Raw genomic sequence first — 16,933 nt, forward strand, 5'->3', positions numbered from 1 at the left:
CGGAGGTCGGGCGATGCGGGGCAAGGAGCTGACGGCGAAGGGGAAGGCCACCCGGCGCAGGATCGTCGAGGGGGCCGCCGAGGTGCTGCGGGAACAGGGGGTCGGCTCCGCGACGCTCGAGGACGTCATGGCGCGGACCGCCACCAGCAAGAGCCAGCTCTTCCACTACTTCCCGGACGGCAAGGACGAACTGCTGCTCGCCGTCGCGCGGTTCGAGGCGGAGCAGGTGCTGGAGGACCAGCAGCCGTATCTCGGCCGCCTCGAATCCTGGGAGGACTGGGAGCGCTGGCGGGACCTGGTGATCGCCCGCTACGAGGCGCAGGGCGACACCTGCCCGCTCGGATCGCTGTTCCTCCAGGTCGGGCGGTCGACGCCCGGTGCGCGGGCGATCGTGGTCGAGCTGATGCGGAAGTGGCAGGAGAGCCTGGCGGCGGGCATCCGCGCGGTGCGGGCGAACAGCGGTCCCGGGACCGCTGTGGACGTCGACGCACGGGCCGCCGCGCTGCTCGCCTCGATCCAGGGCGGGGTGTCCATCCTCCTGTCGACGGGGCAGTCCGCCCATCTGCGGGCCGCCCTCGACCAGGGGATCGCCGACCTGCGGCGCGACCTGGAGTCCGCCGGGGCGGCTACGCGGCGATGACCGCCGCGGTCGTACGGCCGCCGTCCACGTCGAGCACGATGCCGTGCACGAACGACGACTCCTCGGCCGCCAGATAGACGGCCGCGCTCGCGATCTCCTCCGGCGTGCCCGTCCGGCCCGCCGGCGTCCCCCTCATCATGACCTCGGCGACGCCGGTGTCCTCGGCGTCCGCCGCCGGCACCACACCCGGCGAGATCGCGTTCACCCGTACCCCCCGCGGCCCGAACTCCGCAGCCCAGGCGCGGGTCAGCGTCTCCACGGCCCCCTTGGTGGAGCTGTAGAGCGCGCCGACGGGGATGCCCAGACGCGCGATCCAGGACCCCAGATTGACGATCGCCCCGCCACCGGCCTCCGCCATGGCGGGCGCGACGGCCGCCGTCAGGAAGAACGGGGCCTTGACGTTGACCGCGTAGACCTGGTCGAAGGTCTTCTCGTCGGTGGCGGTGGTCGTGTCGGCGGGGTAGATGCCCGCGTTGTTGACGAGCACGTCGATACGGCCGCCCAGGACCCGTGTCGCCTCCTCGGCCAGCGCCCGCGAGGCGGCGGCGCTGCCGTCCAGGTCGGCCCGCACGAAGTCGGCACGGCCGCCGCGAGCACGGATTCCCTCGACCACCTCCGCCCCACGCGCGCCACTGCGCCCCGAGACGACGACATGCGCCCCTTCGGCGGCAAAGGCCTCCGCGATCGCCCGCCCGATGTTGCTGGTCGCGCCGGTCACCAGCGCGGTCCTGCCCGTCAGCCGCATGGCCATGATCAACCCTCCGTGTCACTCGGTTCGCCGTCAGGTGCGGACCACTGTGCGCCCGGGGAAATGGACCGGCAAGTCCAGAAATCTGCATGGGGCGCAGAGCGCCCGGCAGTCACGGACTCGAAGGCTCAGATGATCGAGTCCCCTCACGCAAGGGAACGCGCGATGCGGAATCCGACGTCGTCGACCTGGAAGGTCGGGTGGCTGCGGCGCCGTGCGGAGGCCCGGCAACTCCAGTGCTCATCGAACCAACCACCGCCACGGAGCACCCGGTAAGTGCCGTAGACCTCGGCGTCGTAGACGTCCCAGCACCAGTCCCAGACGTTGCCGAGCATGTCGTAGAGCCCCCATGCGTTGGGGCGTTTTCCGCCCACGTCGTGGATGCGCTCGTGCGAGTTGCCGCGGTACCAGGCGATGTCGTCGAGTTCCCCGTAACGAGGTCCTGTCGTGTCGGCACGGCAGGCGCGCTCCCACTCGGCTTCGGTGGGCAGGCGGTACCCGTCGGCGGACACGTCCCACTTGACGCCTTCGCCTTCGGCGCGGAGGTGGTACGCGGGCGTGAATCCGTCGTGCTGGGACAGGGCGTTGCAGAACCGCGCCGCGTCCCACCAGGAGACGGACTCGACGGGCAGCCGGTCCCCCTGGGCGGTGCTCGGCCGTCGGCCTGTGATCTCGGCATACAACGCCTGGGTGACCGGGGATGCCGCGAGCTGGTAGGGCGAAAGCTCGACCGGCCAACTGCGCCGTGTCCGCCGGTCCGACAGCGTCACCTGCCCCGGCGGGATGGCGATCATCTCGTGCCCCGTCATCACGTCCATGATCAGGAGATTCTAAGGGCTCGCGGAGACCTCGACTTCACGGCGAGTTGGTGGTGCCGACAGCCGCCACCCTCATCGCCCACGGTTCACTATCCGGCCCTGAACAGGGCAATCATCAACCCGATGAACACTGCAGCCGAAACCACGCTGAGGGAGACGTAAACGGTCCTGGACCACTGCTCAGCACTCACTGGGCTCCCCCCTCCCTGGACAACCAAGCTCGGTAACTCTATGGCCGCATCAGCCCGAACGGTCAGGCGCCTCACCATGGCTTGGATCCCGCTTTTCCACCTGCGACAACGAGTCAGGTCAATCCCGAACCGGCATAAAGCATCTTGTGATTCGCGGCGGTACGGTTTGCCGATGACCGATTCCCTGCCACCCGGTGGCGTAGTTCTCGATGCGGACGAACTGACCGCTCGCTGGGCGGACGCCTGGCGGCCGGAGCAGGTCGCGGAGCGGTTGGGCGGGGTCGGTGTGCCCTGGTGTGTCGCGGCGGGATGGGCGCTGGACCTGTTCCGCGGGGAGCAGTCGCGGGATCACGGTGACCTGGAGATCGCCGTGCCCGTGGCGGGGTTCGCGGAGGTACGTGACCGCTTCCCCGGGTACGTGTTCGACGCGGTGGGCTCAGGACGTGTCTGGGCAACGGCAGGAGACGAGGCACTCGCGGCGACGCACCAGACATGGATACGGGATCCGGCGAGTGGCCAGTTCCTCTTCGACGTCTTCCGCGAGCCGCACGAGGGCGGGACCTGGATCTGCAGGCGGGACGAGAGCCTGCGGCTGCCGTACGGCGCGGTCATCGACCGGACGGCGGACGGCATCCCCTACCTGGTGCCGGAGCTGGTGCTGTTGTTCAAGGCGAAGGAGACCCGGCCCAAGGACCAGGCCGACTTCGACGGGGTTCTGCCCCTGCTGGGCCGGACGCGGCGCGAAGTTCTCGGCGGGTGGCTGACGCACGTATATCCCGGACACTCCTGGCTGGCGAGGCTGGCCACGCGGTGACGAGGACCAACTGCCCCACGCTCAGCGGCCCGGTTGCACCGTGTACGAGACGAAGTTCGCCCAGGCGGTGTGCTGCAGGGTGAGGTGGGGGCCGGCGGGGTGTTTGGAGTCGCGTATGTGGATCGTGGTCGGGGTGGGGGCTATCTCGACGCAGGCGGAGCCTTGTTCGCTGTAGGTCGACTTCTGCCAAGTAGGTTCGGTCATGGTTCGTCTCTCAGATGTCTTGGGCGATGCGGTGGACGAGGTCGAGCGAGGAGGCGGGTTTAAGGGCGACGGCCTCCATGCGGTCCAGGACGAGCCGGTACATCTCCAATCGCCCTGCCCCGTCGACGAGTTCACTGCCGTGCGCGGTGTCCACCTCGACGGTGTCGAGGGCGGGCAGCGGCCCGTGGAAGTAGTCGACGGCGTGGCCTGTCGTGGGGAACGAGGTGCCGTCGAAGGGGATCACCCGGAGGCTGACGGCGGGGTGCTTGCTGATCTCGGCGAGGTGCTGCAGTTGGGCCCTGGCCACCTCGCGACCGCCGAACTGCATGCGCAGGGCGGCCTCGTGGACGATCGCCGTGTACGACGGCGGCTGCTCGCGGTGGAGGATGGCCTGCCGCTTGATCCTGTGGGAGATCCGGTACTCGATCTCGTGGGGGCGAAGTGCAGGAACCGCTTCACGGAACAGCGCCCGGGCGTGTTCCGGTGTCTGGAGCAGACCGGGGACGTTGATGACCTGTGTCACGCGCAGCCCTGTGGCGTGGTGTTCCAGTTCCGCCAGGTCGAGGAGACGGGGCGGCAAAGTATCCCGGTACTCCTCCCACCAGCCCCGGGTGCGGTCGGCGGCCATGGCGGCGAGGGCGTCGACCAAGGGCTGGTCCGTGCAGCCGTAGATGTGGGCGAGCGTGTGTACGCGTTCCGCGCTGATGCCGAAGCGGTTCGCCTCGATGTTGCTGATCTGCGCTTGTGTCGTGCCCAGGGATCTGGCGGCCTCGGCGGCGGTCATGCCTGCGCGTTCGCGTAGCCGGCGCAGTTCTACACCGATACGGAGGCGCCGTGCCGTGGGGGTGGGCCTCGGTGCCATGTCCTCACTCCGTTTCATACACCTGGCGTAGTGGTCACCCACACGAAGGAGATTGCTGAAGGTTTTGCTCGAAGCTGCAAAACCTTCAGGTGTTGAAGTCTACGGTTGGCTCAAGCCGCTCAACTCCCGCCCCGTAAGTCGGAAGCGCACCGCGCCGCCCTGCCCGTGCGCGGCACTGCCACCGCCCGGTCGGATTGTCGAGTGAGCCGAGTCCTCCCACCGTAGGAGCCGTCATGGTCACCGTAGCCCCGCGCGATACCTGGGCGTACGCCCTCCGCCTGCCTCATGACCCCCGCGCCGCACGTGTCGCACGTATGACCGTACGGTCCGTGTTGGACAGTCACGGCAGAGGCGAAGTCCTCGACGCCGTGCAGTTGTTGACCTCCGAACTGGTCACCAACGCCTACCTGCACAGCGGCGGGCCCGTCTCCCTGCGCCTCACCGCCCTTGCCGACGGGCGGCTGCGGGTCGGGGTCTGGGACAGTCATCCGCATGTCCCCGCCCCCTTCGGTGAGCCGCCGTGGAATCGGGTGCCGCCCGCGCCGGCGGATGCCGAGAGCGGGCGTGGGCTGTGCCTCGTGACGGAGTACGCCGACAGATGGGGCGGCTGGCCCCTCGGGGACGGCCCCCTGGAGCGCGGCGCCGGGAAACTGCTCTGGTTCGAGGTGGGCGGGAAGGGAAGCCCGTGACGGAGTGTCTCGTGTGCGGCGTTGAGGGTCAGGGTTCGTAAGTCCTCCCGCCGGGTCCTACAGGTGCGGCTCCGGCCGCAGGGCGAGGTCGAGCAGTCCCGGGAAGCGTGTCTCGAACTCCGCTCGCCGCAGGCGGTTGACCCGGCGCGGTCCCTCGTCCCGCTGTTCGACGAGACCGGCCGCCCGCAGCACGGAGAAGTGGTGGCTGAGGGCGGCCTTGCCGACGGGCACGTCGAAGCTGCCGCAGCTGCGGGACCACTCGGCGCTGGCGGCCAACTCCCTGACGAGCGTGAGACGTACGGGGTCGGCGAGCGCGGCGAGCGCGGTGAGGACGGGCACCTCGTCGGGGTGGGTGTGCTCGGGGGCGGCCCGGTGGCTCGTGCCGGCCATGCCGTCCTCCTCACTGCCGTGTTCCGCTTGCCGAGTGTTCGATGAAAACCATACACTCCCGAGTGTTCGATTCATGTTGAACACTCGCTGAGGGGTGTGCCATGCGCGCGGTCGAGTTGCAGGAATACGGCGGTCCTGAGGTCCTGAAGGCGGTGGAGGCGGACGTCCCCGAGCCGGGCCCCGGTGAGGTGAGCATCGATGTGGCGTACGCGGGCGTGAACTTCGCCGACCTCAAGGCGCGTTCGGAGGGCTACCGCGTGCCGGGCCTGCCGTTCCGTCCGGGACTGGAGGTCTCGGGCCGGGTCAGGGCCCTCGGCGCCGGCGTCACGGACCTCGCCGTCGGCCAGGAGGTGGCCGCGCTGACACAGGGCGGCGCCTACGCGGACGTGGTCGTGACGGAGGCGACGGCGGTCTTCCCGCTGCCGGCGGGGGCGGACCTGCGCACCGGAGCCACGCTCCCGTCCGTCCTGCCGACGGCATACGCCCTCGTCCACACCGTCGGGCGCCTCCAGCCAGGCGAGACCGTCCTCGTGCAGGGTGCGGCGGGCGGGGTCGGCACGGCGGCCGGGCAACTGGCGAAGGCGGCGGGCGCGGCCGCGGTGTACGGCGTGGTGTCGAGCGCGGCGAAGGCGACGTATGCGCGGGACCACGGCTACGACGAGGTCTTCGTCGGCGACTTCGAGGAGCCGGTCCAGAAGGCCACCGGCGGCAGGGGAGTCGACCTGGCCCTCGACCCCGTCGGCGGCCGGACGCTGCGCGCGGGCCTGTCGTCCCTGGCCCGCTTCGGCCGCCTGGTCTCCTACGGCAACGCGAGCGGCGAACCGGCCTGGACGGCGGGCCAGCCGGAGCTGTATCCGCGGGGCCTGTCGGTCGCCGGTTTCTCCATCCTGACGCTGGCCCAGACGGCGCCGGACGTGCTGCGCGAGCTGTCCGCCCGGGCCTTCGCGAAGGCGGTGGACGGCACGGTGACCCTGCCGGTCACGGCCGAGTTCGCCCTGGAGGAGGCGGCGGAGGCACACCGCCTGATGGGCGCCCGGACGAGCACGGGGAAGCTCCTGTTGCGGGTCGCGGTCTGACGGCGTTGTCGGCTGTCGAAGGCCATTGAAGGTCGGGGCCGGAACCGTGTGGCTGAGCACCCGAACCGCTGACCGGGGATGGTGGTTCGGCCGCTGGTGAACGCCGATCCGGGGCAGGACCCGTGCCGGAGGCGTTCACCGCGACGGTCTCGGCGTTCCTGGAGGAAACCGTCCGCGGGCGTGATCCGCGGCGGGCAGGAGGAGGTGGACGCCTGCGCGGACGCCGTGCGGTGGGTTGGCCGGACACGGGGTTCAGCTACCTCGTGCGGGACTGACCGCTCACGGTGCGCTCGGCCACACCAGCAGCATGTACGCCCCGCAGTACGCCGAGCCCGCGACGGCCGTCGTCAGGGCGAGTACACGTACGCGTGTCGAGGCGCGGGCGAGACAGCCGGCCACCGGCAGCAGGAGGGGGAAGCCGGGGAGGAGGAAGCGGGCGCGCGGGAAGTAGACGCCGCCGCTGGCCGCCACGATCAGCAGCAGGACCGCGCTGAACACCAGGAGCGGGAGCGGTTGCCGGTCCGCCGCCGACAGTCCGAACAGGACGACGGAGACCAGCATCGTCAGGCTCACCACCACCAGGAACAGCTCCGGCCGCGAGACCTGCCCGAACAGGTGCCGCAGCCAGCGCAGGGTCTCCGCGCCGCCGTCCAGCTCGTTGTGCCACATCCGCTGCACGGCGAAGTAGCCGTCCCAGCGGCCCAGTCTGACGCCCACCCAGCCGACGTACGCGCACCAGCCGAGGGGGGCGGTCAGCGCCGCCGTCAGGGCGCGGGCCGAGAAGCGGGAGCGGAGGGAGAGCAGCGCGGTGACCGTCACGGCGGCGGCCACGGCGATGCCCGTCGGTCGGGTCAGTCCGGCCAGTACCGAGCCGGCCGCCGCGTACAGCCAGCGCTCGGTCAGCACCGCGTACAGCGTCCAGGCGGCGAACGCCGTGAACAGGGACTCCGTGTAGCCCATCCACTGGACCAGGCCCACCGGGTACGCCGCCCACAGCACGGTGAGCAGCACCCCGACACGGCGGCCGGCCAGCCGGTCGCCCACCGCGAACACGCCCCAGGCGGCGATCAGGGACGCCAGCCAGGCGAGCGCCAGGCCGGTACTGGCCCGGGTGCCCGGCGTCAGGACCGCGACCGCTTTGACCAGGAGCGGATACAGCGGGAAGAACGCCAGGTTGTTGTGGTCGTAGGCGGTGCCGAGTGTGTGGGCGTACCCGTGGTCCGCGATGCCCAGGTACCAGCGGGAGTCCCACTGCGTCGCCAGCATCGGCCACACCCCGTGGTGCCGCCGGTGCGCCCACACGGCGAGGAACACCAGTCCGGTGAGCCGTACGGCGAGGTACGCGGCGAGTGCGGGAGCCGCCCGGCGCAGGGCGTGCCGGGGGGCGGCGGTCGCGGTGGGGTGGTGGGGTCGTCGGGTGCCCGGGATGTGCCCGCGGGGGGCGGTGTCGGGGGCGGTCGAGGACACGGCGGCGGCTCCAGTGCGACGGCTGCTTCGGCGGGTGTTACCCGTTCACCGTTTCCCGGCCGCCGGGGCGGTGCGCGGAGCCCGCGTCAACTGCCGCCGGTAAATCACCCGATGGGGTGCTACGGACCCGTACATGGGTCAACGCAGAGGGCGCCCCCCCTGGGGGGGCGCCCTCCGGTGTGTCAGATGCCGGCTGCCGCGGACAGGTCGCGCTTGATCGCCGTGAGCAGGTCGGTCGCGGTGGCGCGGGCCGTGGGGAGGCCGGCGTGCGTCGTCACGGGGACGACCACCTCCAGGTAGCACTTCAGCTTGGGCTCGGTGCCGCTGGGGCGGACGATGACGCGGGCCCCGGTGAGGGTGTAGCGGAGGCCGTCGGTGGGAGGCAGGCTTTCGGTGCCCTGGGTGAGGTCCTCGGCCTTGGTGACGGGGAGGCCCGCGAGTTCGGTCGGGGGGTGCTCGCGGAGCGTCCGCATGGCCTGGGCGATCACGGAGAGGTCCTGGACGCGGACCGAGAGCTGGTCGGTGGCGTGCAGGCCGTGCTCCACGGCGAGGTCGTCGAGGAGGTCGAGGAGGGTGCGGTTCTCCTCCTTGAGGACGGAAGCGAGCTCGGTGATCAGGAGGGCCGCGGTGATGCCGTCCTTGTCGCGGACGCCGTCGGGGTCGACGCAGTAGCCGAGGGCCTCCTCGTAGCCGTAGCGCAGGCCGTCGACGCGGGCGATCCACTTGAAGCCGGTGAGGGTCTCCTCGTACGGCAGTCCGGCCTTCTCGGCGATGCGGCCGAGGAGGGAGGAGGAGACGATCGACTCGGCGAAGACGCCGGTGGCGCCGCGGCGGACCAGGTGGGCGGCGAGGAGGGAGCCGACCTCGTCGCCGCGGAGCATGCGCCAGGTGCCGTTGTCCTTGACGGCCGCGGCACAGCGGTCGGCGTCCGGGTCGTTCGCGATGATCAGGTCGGGGTCCGTCTCGCGGGCCTTCGCGAAGGCGAGGTCCATCGCGCCGGGCTCTTCCGGGTTGGGGAAGGCGACGGTCGGGAAGTCGGGGTCCGGCTCGGCCTGTTCGGTGACGAGGGCGGGGGCGGGGAAGCCGGCGCGGGCGAAGGCGGCGAGGAGGGTGTCCTTGCCGACGCCGTGCATGGCCGTGTAGACCGTGCGGGCGGTGCGGGGGGAGCCGGGGGCCAGGACGGCGTCCGTACGGGCCAGGTAGGCGTCCAGGACGGTGTCGTCGAGGGTTTCCCAGCCGGTGTCGGGGCGGGGGACCTCGTGGAGGCTCGCGATCGTCTGGATTTCGGCGGCGATCTCCGCGTCGGCGGGCGGGACGATCTGGGAGCCGTCGCCGAGGTAGACCTTGTAGCCGTTGTCGCGGGGCGGGTTGTGGCTGGCGGTGACCTCCACGCCGGCGACCGCGCCCAGGTGCCGTATGGCGAACGCCAGGACCGGGGTGGGGAGGGGGCGGGGGAGTACGACGGCCTGGAGGCCGGCGCCGGTCATCACGGCGGCGGTGTCGCGGGCGAAGTCGGCGGACTTGTGGCGGGCGTCGTAGCCGATCACGACGGTGCCGGTGCCCTGGCCCTGCTTCCTGAGGTACGCGGCGAGGCCGGCGGCGGCTCGGATGACGACGGAGCGGTTCATGCGCATCGGGCCGGCGCCGAGCTCGCCGCGCAGGCCGGCGGTGCCGAACTGGAGGGTGCCGCTGAAGCGGGCCGACAGCTCGGTGAGGTCACCGGCCTCGATGAGCTTGGCGAGCTCGTCGCGGGTTTCCGGGTCGGGGTCCTCGGACTGCCAGGCTCGGGCCCGGGCGGTGAGATCGTCGTGCACGGTCGTCGTCCAACCTCTCGTGGTGTGCCTGCGGCGCCTGTGCTGCTTCGGTGGGGGTGCGCGTAGCGCCTACGGGTGGTGGTGGGTCGGTGCCGGGGCGGGGAGTCTCCGTCCTCGGACCGGCGGTGGTGCATCTCGGATGGTGCGGGGTGACGAACGCCGGCCGCTGCGGGCGGAAACTCCCCGCCCCGTCCCCTTGCGAACCATTGCGACAGACGGCAGTCGCAGCGTCCCGACCATGGCATGGGGTGGGTGACTGCAGCGCCCCGTCTCGGTCCTGGCATGGGGTGACTGCAGCGTCCCGTTCCGATCCTGGCATGGGGTGACTGCAGCGCCCCGTAAGGGGCGCGGGGAACTGCGCGAACGGCCACGATGGAGTCGCAGACGCACTCGGACCGCAGGTGGCAACCCGGATGGCGTCCTCAGAGCCTGCCCAGTACCTGCGCCAGCAGCTCGCCCATCCGTGCCGCCGAGTCGCGGCCCGCCTGGAGGACCTCCTCGTGGTTGAGGGGCTCGCCGGTCATGCCCGCGGCGAGGTTCGTCACCAGGGAGATGCCCAGGACCTCGGCGCCCGCCTCGCGCGCAGCGATCGCCTCGAGGACCGTCGACATGCCCACCAGGTCCGCGCCGATGACGCGGGCCATGCGGATCTCGGCCGGGGTCTCGTAGTGCGGGCCGGGGAACTGCGCGTAGACGCCCTCTTCGAGGCTGGGGTCGATCTCCTTGCACAGGGCGCGCAGGCGGGGGGAGTAGAGGTCGGTGAGGTCGACGAAGTTGGCGCCGATGATGGGGGAGGTCGCCGTCAGGTTGATGTGGTCGCTGATGAGGACCGGCTGGCCGGGGCGCATGCCCTCGCGCAGGCCGCCGCAGCCGTTGGTGAGGATGATCGTCTTGCAGCCGGCGGCCACGGCGGTGCGGACGCCGTGTGCGACGGAGGCGACGCCCCGGCCCTCGTAGTAGTGCGTGCGGCCCAGGAAGACCAGCGCGCGCTTGTCACCGGAGGAGTACGAGCGGATCTTGCCGCCGTGTCCCTCCACGGCCGGCGGCGGGAAGCCGGGCAGCTCGGTGACCTGGAACTCGGCGTCGGGGGCGCCCAGGGCGTCGACGGCCGGAGCCCAGCCGGAGCCCATCACGAGGGCGACGTCGTGGGTCTCGGCGCCCGTGAGCTCGCGCAGGCGAGCGGCGGCCGCGTCGGCGGCGGCGTGGGGGTCGCCCTGGATGTCGTCCGGAAGAAGAGATGCGTTCACGCGCATGAGAGTAGCTGGTCTGGGCCTACGCGCGTAGATGACGGAGCTCCTGGGATTGCGATCGTTGTCTTGTCGTTTCCGATGAGGGGTGTGACGCGGGTAACTTTTGGGTGGGCTGTGGGTGGTCTGTGGGGCTTGGGCCTCAGCAGGGGCGCTTGCGGAGTTCCATCACGTAGTCGTGAGGGGCGCCCGCGGACTCGGCCGCGTCGGCGATCTCGCCCAGGTAGCGGGCGGAGGGCAGGCCGCCCTCGTAGCCGTCGAGGACGTAGAGCCAGGCGGTCTCCTCGCCCTCCAGGGTGTGCACGCGGACCCGGGCGCGGCGGTAGATGCCCATGGCGACGCCCTCCCAGCGGTCCATGGACTCCTCGTCCATCGGGGCGATGTCGTACAGGCCGACGAAGACCTGGGAGACGGGGTCCTCGACGATCGTCGCCAGGGAGCCCTCCCAGCCCATCTGCTCGCCACCGAAGGTCAGCCGCCATCCGTTCAGCCAGCCGGTGGCGCGCAGGGGGGAGTGGGGGGCGCGGCGGGACATCAGCCGCGCGTCGAGATTGCCGGCGTACGCGGCGTAGAGCGACGACATGGAGAGAGGGTACGGCAGGCGTCACGGGTGTCACTCCCGTCCCGGGAAGCGCCGGGCGCCGCCCCCGGGCAGTAGCACCTTGAAGCGTGCGGGACAATGGAGTACGTGACTCGGATCGTGATCATCGGTGGCGGACCCGGCGGCTATGAAGCGGCGCTGGTGGCCGCGCAGCTCGGCGCGGAGGTGACCGTCGTCGACTGCGACGGTCTGGGCGGAGCGTCGGTGCTGACCGACTGCGTGCCGTCGAAGACCCTTATCGCTACGGCCGAGGTCATGACGACCTTCGATTCGTCGTATGAAGAGCTGGGGATCATCGTTGCCGATGACACCCCGCCCCTGGAGCAGGCCGCCCGGGTGGTGGGGGTCGATCTGGGGAAGGTCAACCGGCGTGTGAAGCGGCTTGCTCTTGCCCAGTCGCACGACATCACGGCCTCGGTGACGCGCGCCGGTGCGCGGGTCATGCGGGGGCGGGGGCGGCTGGAGGGCATGCAGGCGCTCGACGGGTCCCGGAAGGTCGTGGTCAGCGCGGCGGACGGGAGTGAGGAGACGCTCACGGCCGATGCGGTGCTGATCGCTACCGGGGGGCATCCGCGCGAGGTGCCCGACGCCCTGCCCGACGGCGAGCGCATCCTGAACTGGACCCAGGTCTACGACCTCGACGAGCTGCCCGAGGAGCTCATCGTGGTCGGGTCGGGTGTGACCGGTGCCGAGTTCGCGGGCGCGTACCAGGCGCTGGGGTCGAAGGTCACCCTGGTGTCGTCGCGGGACCGCGTGCTGCCGGGTGAGGACCCGGACGCGGCCGCCGTTCTGGAGGACGTCTTCCGGCGCCGTGGCATGAACGTCATGGCGCGGTCGCGGGCCGCCGCCGCCAAGCGGGTCGGGGACCGGGTGGAGGTGACGCTGGCCGACGGCCGGGTGATCAGCGGTTCGCACTGCCTGATGGCCGTCGGTGCCATTCCGAACAGCGCGGGGCTGGGGCTGGAGGGGGCCGGCGTCAAGCTGCGCGACTCCGGGCACATCTGGACCGACAAGGTGTCCAGGACGACGGCTCCGGGGGTGTACGCCGCCGGTGACGTGACGGGCGTGTTCGCGCTGGCGTCGGTGGCCGCCATGCAGGGGCGGATCGCGATGTACCACTTCCTGGGTGATGCGGTGGCTCCGCTGAACCTGAAGACCGTTTCGTCGAATGTTTTTACCGATCCTGAGATCGCGACGGTGGGGTACACGCAGGCTGACGTGGATGCCGGGAAGATCGACGCCCGGGTGGTGAAGCTGCCCCTGCTGCGCAACCCGCGCGCGAAGATGCAGGGCATCCGGGACGGCTTCGTGAAGCTGTTCTGCCGGCCGGGCACGGGGATCGTGGTGGGCGGTGTGGTGGTTTCGCCGCGGGCCTCGGAACTGATCCATCCGATCTCGATCGCCGTCGACAACAATCTGACGGTCGAACAGATCGCGAACGCGTTCACCGTCTACCCCTCTCTTTCGGGGTCGATCGCCGAGGTGGCGCGGCAGCTGCACACGCGGAAGACCGGCAGCGAGCTCTGACGGCCGGAACCGACTCCCCGCTGGTCACGGGGAGTTGTCGGTCATGCGTGCGGCATAGGCGGGATGGATAGCCCTATACCACTCCCGACCCTGCTGTGCGAACAACTTCTGCTATTCGGCGCAAACTGCTGAAAGCAGACGGTCGTTGGGGTTACTGTCAGTTTCGTGTTCGCTGCAGAACGTCGCCAATTGATCCTCGAAATGGTGCGAGCGAACGGGGCCGTGTCGCTCCGTGAGCTCGCCCGCGTCGTCCAGACCTCCGAAGTGACCGTACGGCGGGACGTGCGCGCACTGGAGGCAGAAGGACTCCTCGACCGCCGGCACGGCGGTGCGGTACTGCCGGGCGGGTTCACGCGGGAGTCCGGCTTTCCGCAGAAGTCTCATCTCGCGACCGCCGAGAAGACGGCCATCGCCGATCTCGCCGCGGGCCTCGTCGAAGAGGGCGAGGCCATCGTGGTCGGGGCGGGTACCACCACGCAGGAGCTCGCACGCCGGCTGGCGAGAGTGCCCGGCCTCACCGTCGTCACCAACTCGCTGCTGGTGGCACAGGCCCTGGCCCATGCCAACCGGGTCGAGGTCGTGATGACCGGCGGTACCCTGCGGGGCTCCAACTACGCGCTCGTCGGCTCCGGTGCGGAGCAGTCCCTCCAGGGGCTGCGCGTGTCGAGGGCCTTCCTGTCCGGGAGCGGCCTGACGGCCGAGCGGGGGCTGTCCACGTCCAACATGCTGTCGGCTTCCGTCGACCGGGCGCTGGTGCAGGCCGCCGCGGAGGTCGTGATCCTCGCCGATCACACCAAGCTCGGTACGGACACCATGTTCCAGACCGTGCCGACCGATGTCATCACCCGGCTGGTCACGGACGAGCCGCCGGCCCACGACGACCGTGCGGTCACCGAACTGCAGGCCCTTGCCGATCAGGGGGTGCAGATCGCCGTGGCCGGGGCGTCGGGGAACCCGGGGGGTGACCAGGCCCCGGCGCGCCAGCAGCATCAACAGCGTCGGGACGTCGCCCTGCCGGGGCCGCGGCGGAGTCAGGGGCCGGGGGCCGGGTTGCGGTCGGCGTCGATGCTGGGCGGAGAGCCGCCGGCGGGGGCCGAGCGGGGGCGGGTCGCTGATATGCGGCGCCGGTGAGGGGCGGGTGCCCAGGCGCCGTGGTGATTCGATTGTTGCGCGGGTGCGGGTCCGCTGTGGCCGGTCGCGCCCACGCGGCGGAGCCGCATATCAATACAGCCCCGCGCCCCTGGGTTTCTCAGGTCTGAGTCCCTTCAGAGTCAAGGTCAGCAATCTGTGCGCCAAGTGCGGGTCTCCCGGTGACTCCTCCGCTGCCAGGGCGATGGCGTGGGTGAGTTGGAGGAGATCGGTGATCTGCACGTCCGGGCGTACCGTGCCCGTGTTCTGAGCACGGATCAGCAAGGCCTCGCCCGCCTCCCGCATCGGGGTGCCGCAGCGGGACAGGGCCGAGTCCGGGGACGCTGACATCAGGGCCCTCGACAGGCCCCGGTACGCCGCCGCGTGGACGACCACCTCGTGGAGCCAGGTCAGCAGGGCCTGGCACGGGTTGGGGGCGGTCCGCAACTCGCGGGCCCTGGCCAGGAGTTCGTTCACCGCGTCCTCGAAGACCGCGCTCATCAGGGCGTGCCGGTTCGGGAAGTGGCGGTAGAGGGTGCCGATGCCCACGCCCGCCCGGCGGGCCACGTCCTCCAGGGAGGCGTCCGTGCCGTGCTCGGCGAAGACGGTACGGGCCTCGGCGAGCAGCCGGTCGTGGTTGCGGCGGGCGTCGGCGCGCATGGGCCGTTCCGGAAGGTCGGACGCCCGGCGAACGCGGTGACGTTCGCCGGGCGATGCCGTACGGGGTGTCGTCAGTCCTTGATCTCGCAGATCACGGCGCCGGAGGTGAGGGACGCGCCGACCTCGGCGGCGAGGCCCTTGACGGTGCCCGCCTTGTGCGCGTTCAGCGGCTGCTCCATCTTCATGGCCTCCAGGACGACGATCAGGTCGCCCTCCTTGACCTCCTGGCCCTCCTCGACCGCGACCTTGACGATCGTGCCCTGCATCGGCGAGGCGAGGGTGTCGCCGGAGGCGACCGGGCCGGACTTCTTGGCGGCACGGCGCTTCGGCTTGGCGCCCGCGGCGAGGCCGGTGCGGGCCAGGGTCATGCCCAGGGACGCCGGGAGCGAGACCTCCAGGCGCTTGCCGCCCACCTCGACGACGACCGTCTCGCGGCCGGCCTCCTCCTCGGCCTCGGCGTCGGCCGGGGCGGCGAAGGGCTTGATCTCGTTGACGAACTCGGTCTCGATCCAGCGGGTGTGGACCGTGAAGGGGTCCTCGGAGCCGCTCAGCTCGGGGGCGAACGCCGGGTCCCGGACGACGACGCGGTGGAACGGGATGGCCGTGGCCATGCCCTCCACCTGGAACTCGTCCAGGGCGCGGGCGGCCCGCTGCAGGGCCTCCGCGCGGGTGCGGCCGGTGACGATCAGCTTGGCCAGCAGGGAGTCCCAGGCGGGGCCGATGACCGAGCCGGCCTCCACGCCCGCGTCCAGGCGGACACCGGGGCCGGAGGGGGCGTCGAAGCGGGTGACCGTGCCGGGGGCGGGCAGGAAGTTGCGGCCCGGGTCCTCGCCGTTGATGCGGAACTCGAACGAGTGACCGCGCAGCTCCGGGTCGCCGTAGCCGAGTTCCTCGCCGTCGGCGATCCGGAACATCTCGCGGACCAGGTCGATGCCGGCGACCTCCTCGGTCACCGGGTGCTCGACCTGGAGGCGGGTGTTGACCTCCAGGAAGGAGATCGTGCCGTCCTGGCCGACCAGGAACTCGCAGGTGCCGGCGCCGACGTAGCGGGCCTCCTTGAGGATGGCCTTGGAGGCGCGGTACAGCTCGGCGACCTGGGCCTCGGAGAGGAAGGGCGCGGGGGCCTCCTCGACCAGCTTCTGGTGGCGGCGCTGGAGCGAGCAGTCACGGGTGGAGACAACCACCACGTTGCCGTGGGTGTCGGCCAGGCACTGGGTCTCGACGTGCCGGGGACGGTCCAGGTAGCGCTCCACGAAGCACTCGCCGCGGCCGAAGGCGGCCACCGCCTCGCGGACGGCGGAGTCGTACAGCTCCGGGACCTCTTCGAGGGTGCGGGCGACCTTCAGGCCGCGTCCGCCGCCGCCGAAGGCCGCCTTGATGGCGATCGGCAGGCCGTGCTCCTCGGCGAACGCCACGACCTCGTCGGAGCCGGAGACCGGGTCCGGGGTGCCGGCCACCAGGGGCGCGCCCGCCCGCTGGGCGATGTGCCGGGCGGCTACCTTGTCGCCCAGGTCGCGGATGGCCTGCGGCGGCGGGCCGATCCAGGTCAGGCCCGCGTCCAGGACCGCCTGCGCGAACTCGGCGTTCTCGGAGAGGAAGCCGTAGCCCGGGTGGATGGCGTCCGCGCCTGCTTCGCGGGCGGCGTTGAGCACCTTCTGGATGTCCAGGTAGCTGGTGGCGGGGGTGTCACCGCCCAGGGCGAACGCCTCATCCGCGGCGCGGACATGCAGAGCGTCCCGGTCCGGGTCCGCGTAGACGGCCACGCTCGCGATCCCGGCGTCCCGGCAGGCCCGGGCCACGCGGACAGCGATTTCGCCACGGTTGGCGATGAGCACCTTGCGCACGATTGAGGCTCCCTCCTTGAAACAAGCCGAGTTTAGGGACTGCCGACACGGCACTTCGACCCGTCCCCGGTGGTGAGCTTGCCCACACGGAGCGTGATGCGGGGCTCACCCGACCCGCGAAATCCCTTGTCGCACCTCGGTACGCAGGACTCCTTCGGGAAACCCTAGCTCCGTCATGTGGTCAAGGTCTCTGTGAGAGCGTGCCGCGCCCCA

The 16,933-nt window shown here is 71.1% G+C and carries 17 protein-coding genes; 6 read left to right on the plus strand and 11 right to left on the minus strand.

Annotation, left to right across the window (positions count from 1 at the left end; translation table 11 throughout):
* The first annotated feature begins 13 nt into the window (after nucleotides 1-13).
* Nucleotides 14-640, plus strand: a complete 627-nt coding sequence (locus KVT45_RS25200; protein ID WP_217551134.1) for a TetR/AcrR family transcriptional regulator — start codon at nucleotides 14-16, stop codon at nucleotides 638-640.
* Here KVT45_RS25200 and KVT45_RS25205 read toward each other — a convergent pair.
* Both KVT45_RS25205 and KVT45_RS25210 read right to left on the minus strand, forming a co-directional pair.
* Entirely contained in the window at nucleotides 627-1,391 is a 765-nt protein-coding gene (locus KVT45_RS25205) for an SDR family NAD(P)-dependent oxidoreductase (protein WP_217551135.1), read from the minus strand. The two genes, KVT45_RS25200 and KVT45_RS25205, sit on opposite strands and share 14 nt — an antisense overlap.
* A gap of 143 nt (nucleotides 1,392-1,534) precedes the next feature.
* On the minus strand, nucleotides 1,535-2,206 hold the full coding sequence (locus KVT45_RS25210; protein WP_217551137.1) for a formylglycine-generating enzyme family protein: 672 nt from the start codon (nucleotides 2,204-2,206) through the stop codon (nucleotides 1,535-1,537).
* A 363-nt stretch (nucleotides 2,207-2,569) separates the two neighbouring features.
* On the opposite strand from KVT45_RS25210, the gene KVT45_RS25215 reads away from it, so the two are divergent.
* Nucleotides 2,570-3,211: a hypothetical protein gene (locus tag KVT45_RS25215; RefSeq protein ID WP_217551139.1), complete on the plus strand. Its 642-nt coding sequence runs from the start codon at nucleotides 2,570-2,572 to the stop codon at nucleotides 3,209-3,211.
* 21 nt (nucleotides 3,212-3,232) lie between these two features.
* Here the strand turns inward: KVT45_RS25215 and KVT45_RS25220 are convergent, their stop codons facing one another.
* Both KVT45_RS25220 and KVT45_RS25225 read right to left on the minus strand, forming a co-directional pair.
* Nucleotides 3,233-3,415 carry a DUF397 domain-containing protein gene (locus KVT45_RS25220; RefSeq protein ID WP_217551141.1) on the minus strand — a complete coding sequence of 61 codons (183 nt, stop codon included), beginning with the start codon at nucleotides 3,413-3,415 and terminating at the stop codon, nucleotides 3,233-3,235.
* Nucleotides 3,416-3,425: 10 nt separating this feature from the next.
* Nucleotides 3,426-4,277, minus strand: a complete 852-nt coding sequence (locus KVT45_RS25225; RefSeq protein ID WP_217551143.1) for a helix-turn-helix transcriptional regulator — start codon at nucleotides 4,275-4,277, stop codon at nucleotides 3,426-3,428.
* Nucleotides 4,278-4,606: 329 nt separating this feature from the next.
* Here KVT45_RS25225 and KVT45_RS25230 point away from each other — a divergent pair, with 329 nt between their 5' ends.
* Nucleotides 4,607-4,966: an ATP-binding protein gene (locus KVT45_RS25230; protein WP_308310859.1), complete on the plus strand. Its 360-nt coding sequence runs from the start codon at nucleotides 4,607-4,609 to the stop codon at nucleotides 4,964-4,966.
* A 57-nt stretch (nucleotides 4,967-5,023) separates the two neighbouring features.
* Here KVT45_RS25230 and KVT45_RS25235 read toward each other — a convergent pair whose 3' ends face one another.
* Nucleotides 5,024-5,356: a helix-turn-helix transcriptional regulator gene (locus KVT45_RS25235; protein ID WP_217551147.1), complete on the minus strand. Its 333-nt coding sequence runs from the start codon at nucleotides 5,354-5,356 to the stop codon at nucleotides 5,024-5,026.
* Nucleotides 5,357-5,457: 101 nt separating this feature from the next.
* On the opposite strand from KVT45_RS25235, the gene KVT45_RS25240 reads away from it, so the two are divergent.
* On the plus strand, nucleotides 5,458-6,432 hold the full coding sequence (locus tag KVT45_RS25240; RefSeq protein WP_217551149.1) for a zinc-binding dehydrogenase: 975 nt from the start codon (nucleotides 5,458-5,460) through the stop codon (nucleotides 6,430-6,432).
* Nucleotides 6,433-6,711: 279 nt separating this feature from the next.
* Here the strand turns inward: KVT45_RS25240 and KVT45_RS25245 are convergent, their stop codons facing one another.
* The 4 genes from KVT45_RS25245 to KVT45_RS25260 all read right to left on the minus strand — a co-directional run bounded on the left by KVT45_RS25245 (nucleotide 6,712) and on the right by KVT45_RS25260 (nucleotide 11,543).
* The gene (locus KVT45_RS25245; RefSeq protein ID WP_217551151.1) at nucleotides 6,712-7,899 is read right to left on the minus strand and encodes a hypothetical protein; all 1,188 of its coding nucleotides are present in this window, start codon (nucleotides 7,897-7,899) and stop codon (nucleotides 6,712-6,714) included.
* A 182-nt stretch (nucleotides 7,900-8,081) separates the two neighbouring features.
* Complete coding sequence (locus KVT45_RS25250) at nucleotides 8,082-9,713, minus strand: phospho-sugar mutase (protein WP_217551153.1); 1,632 nt, start codon at nucleotides 9,711-9,713, stop codon at nucleotides 8,082-8,084.
* A gap of 422 nt (nucleotides 9,714-10,135) precedes the next feature.
* The gene (locus KVT45_RS25255; RefSeq protein ID WP_089099808.1) at nucleotides 10,136-10,960 is read right to left on the minus strand and encodes a purine-nucleoside phosphorylase; all 825 of its coding nucleotides are present in this window, start codon (nucleotides 10,958-10,960) and stop codon (nucleotides 10,136-10,138) included.
* Nucleotides 10,961-11,102: 142 nt separating this feature from the next.
* Complete coding sequence (locus tag KVT45_RS25260; RefSeq protein ID WP_217551155.1) at nucleotides 11,103-11,543, minus strand: gamma-glutamylcyclotransferase; 441 nt, start codon at nucleotides 11,541-11,543, stop codon at nucleotides 11,103-11,105.
* Nucleotides 11,544-11,639: 96 nt separating this feature from the next.
* Here KVT45_RS25260 and KVT45_RS25265 point away from each other — a divergent pair, with 96 nt between their 5' ends.
* Both KVT45_RS25265 and KVT45_RS25270 read left to right on the plus strand, forming a co-directional pair.
* Nucleotides 11,640-13,088, plus strand: coding sequence for an NAD(P)H-quinone dehydrogenase (locus KVT45_RS25265; RefSeq protein WP_217551157.1), 1,449 nt, complete (start codon nucleotides 11,640-11,642; stop codon nucleotides 13,086-13,088).
* Between the two features lie 189 nt (nucleotides 13,089-13,277).
* Nucleotides 13,278-14,219 carry a DeoR/GlpR family DNA-binding transcription regulator gene (locus KVT45_RS25270; RefSeq protein ID WP_302832552.1) on the plus strand — a complete coding sequence of 314 codons (942 nt, stop codon included), beginning with the start codon at nucleotides 13,278-13,280 and terminating at the stop codon, nucleotides 14,217-14,219.
* Between the two features lie 90 nt (nucleotides 14,220-14,309).
* Here KVT45_RS25270 and KVT45_RS25275 read toward each other — a convergent pair whose 3' ends face one another.
* Both KVT45_RS25275 and KVT45_RS25280 read right to left on the minus strand, forming a co-directional pair.
* Nucleotides 14,310-14,876, minus strand: a complete 567-nt coding sequence (locus KVT45_RS25275; RefSeq protein WP_217551161.1) for a TetR/AcrR family transcriptional regulator — start codon at nucleotides 14,874-14,876, stop codon at nucleotides 14,310-14,312.
* A gap of 71 nt (nucleotides 14,877-14,947) precedes the next feature.
* Entirely contained in the window at nucleotides 14,948-16,720 is a 1,773-nt protein-coding gene (locus tag KVT45_RS25280; RefSeq protein WP_217551163.1) for a biotin carboxylase N-terminal domain-containing protein, read from the minus strand.
* Nucleotides 16,721-16,933: the final 213 nt, after the last annotated feature.

The organism is Streptomyces sp. GbtcB6 (assembly GCF_019091475.1).
Taxonomy (GTDB): domain Bacteria; phylum Actinomycetota; class Actinomycetes; order Streptomycetales; family Streptomycetaceae; genus Streptomyces; species Streptomyces hyaluromycini.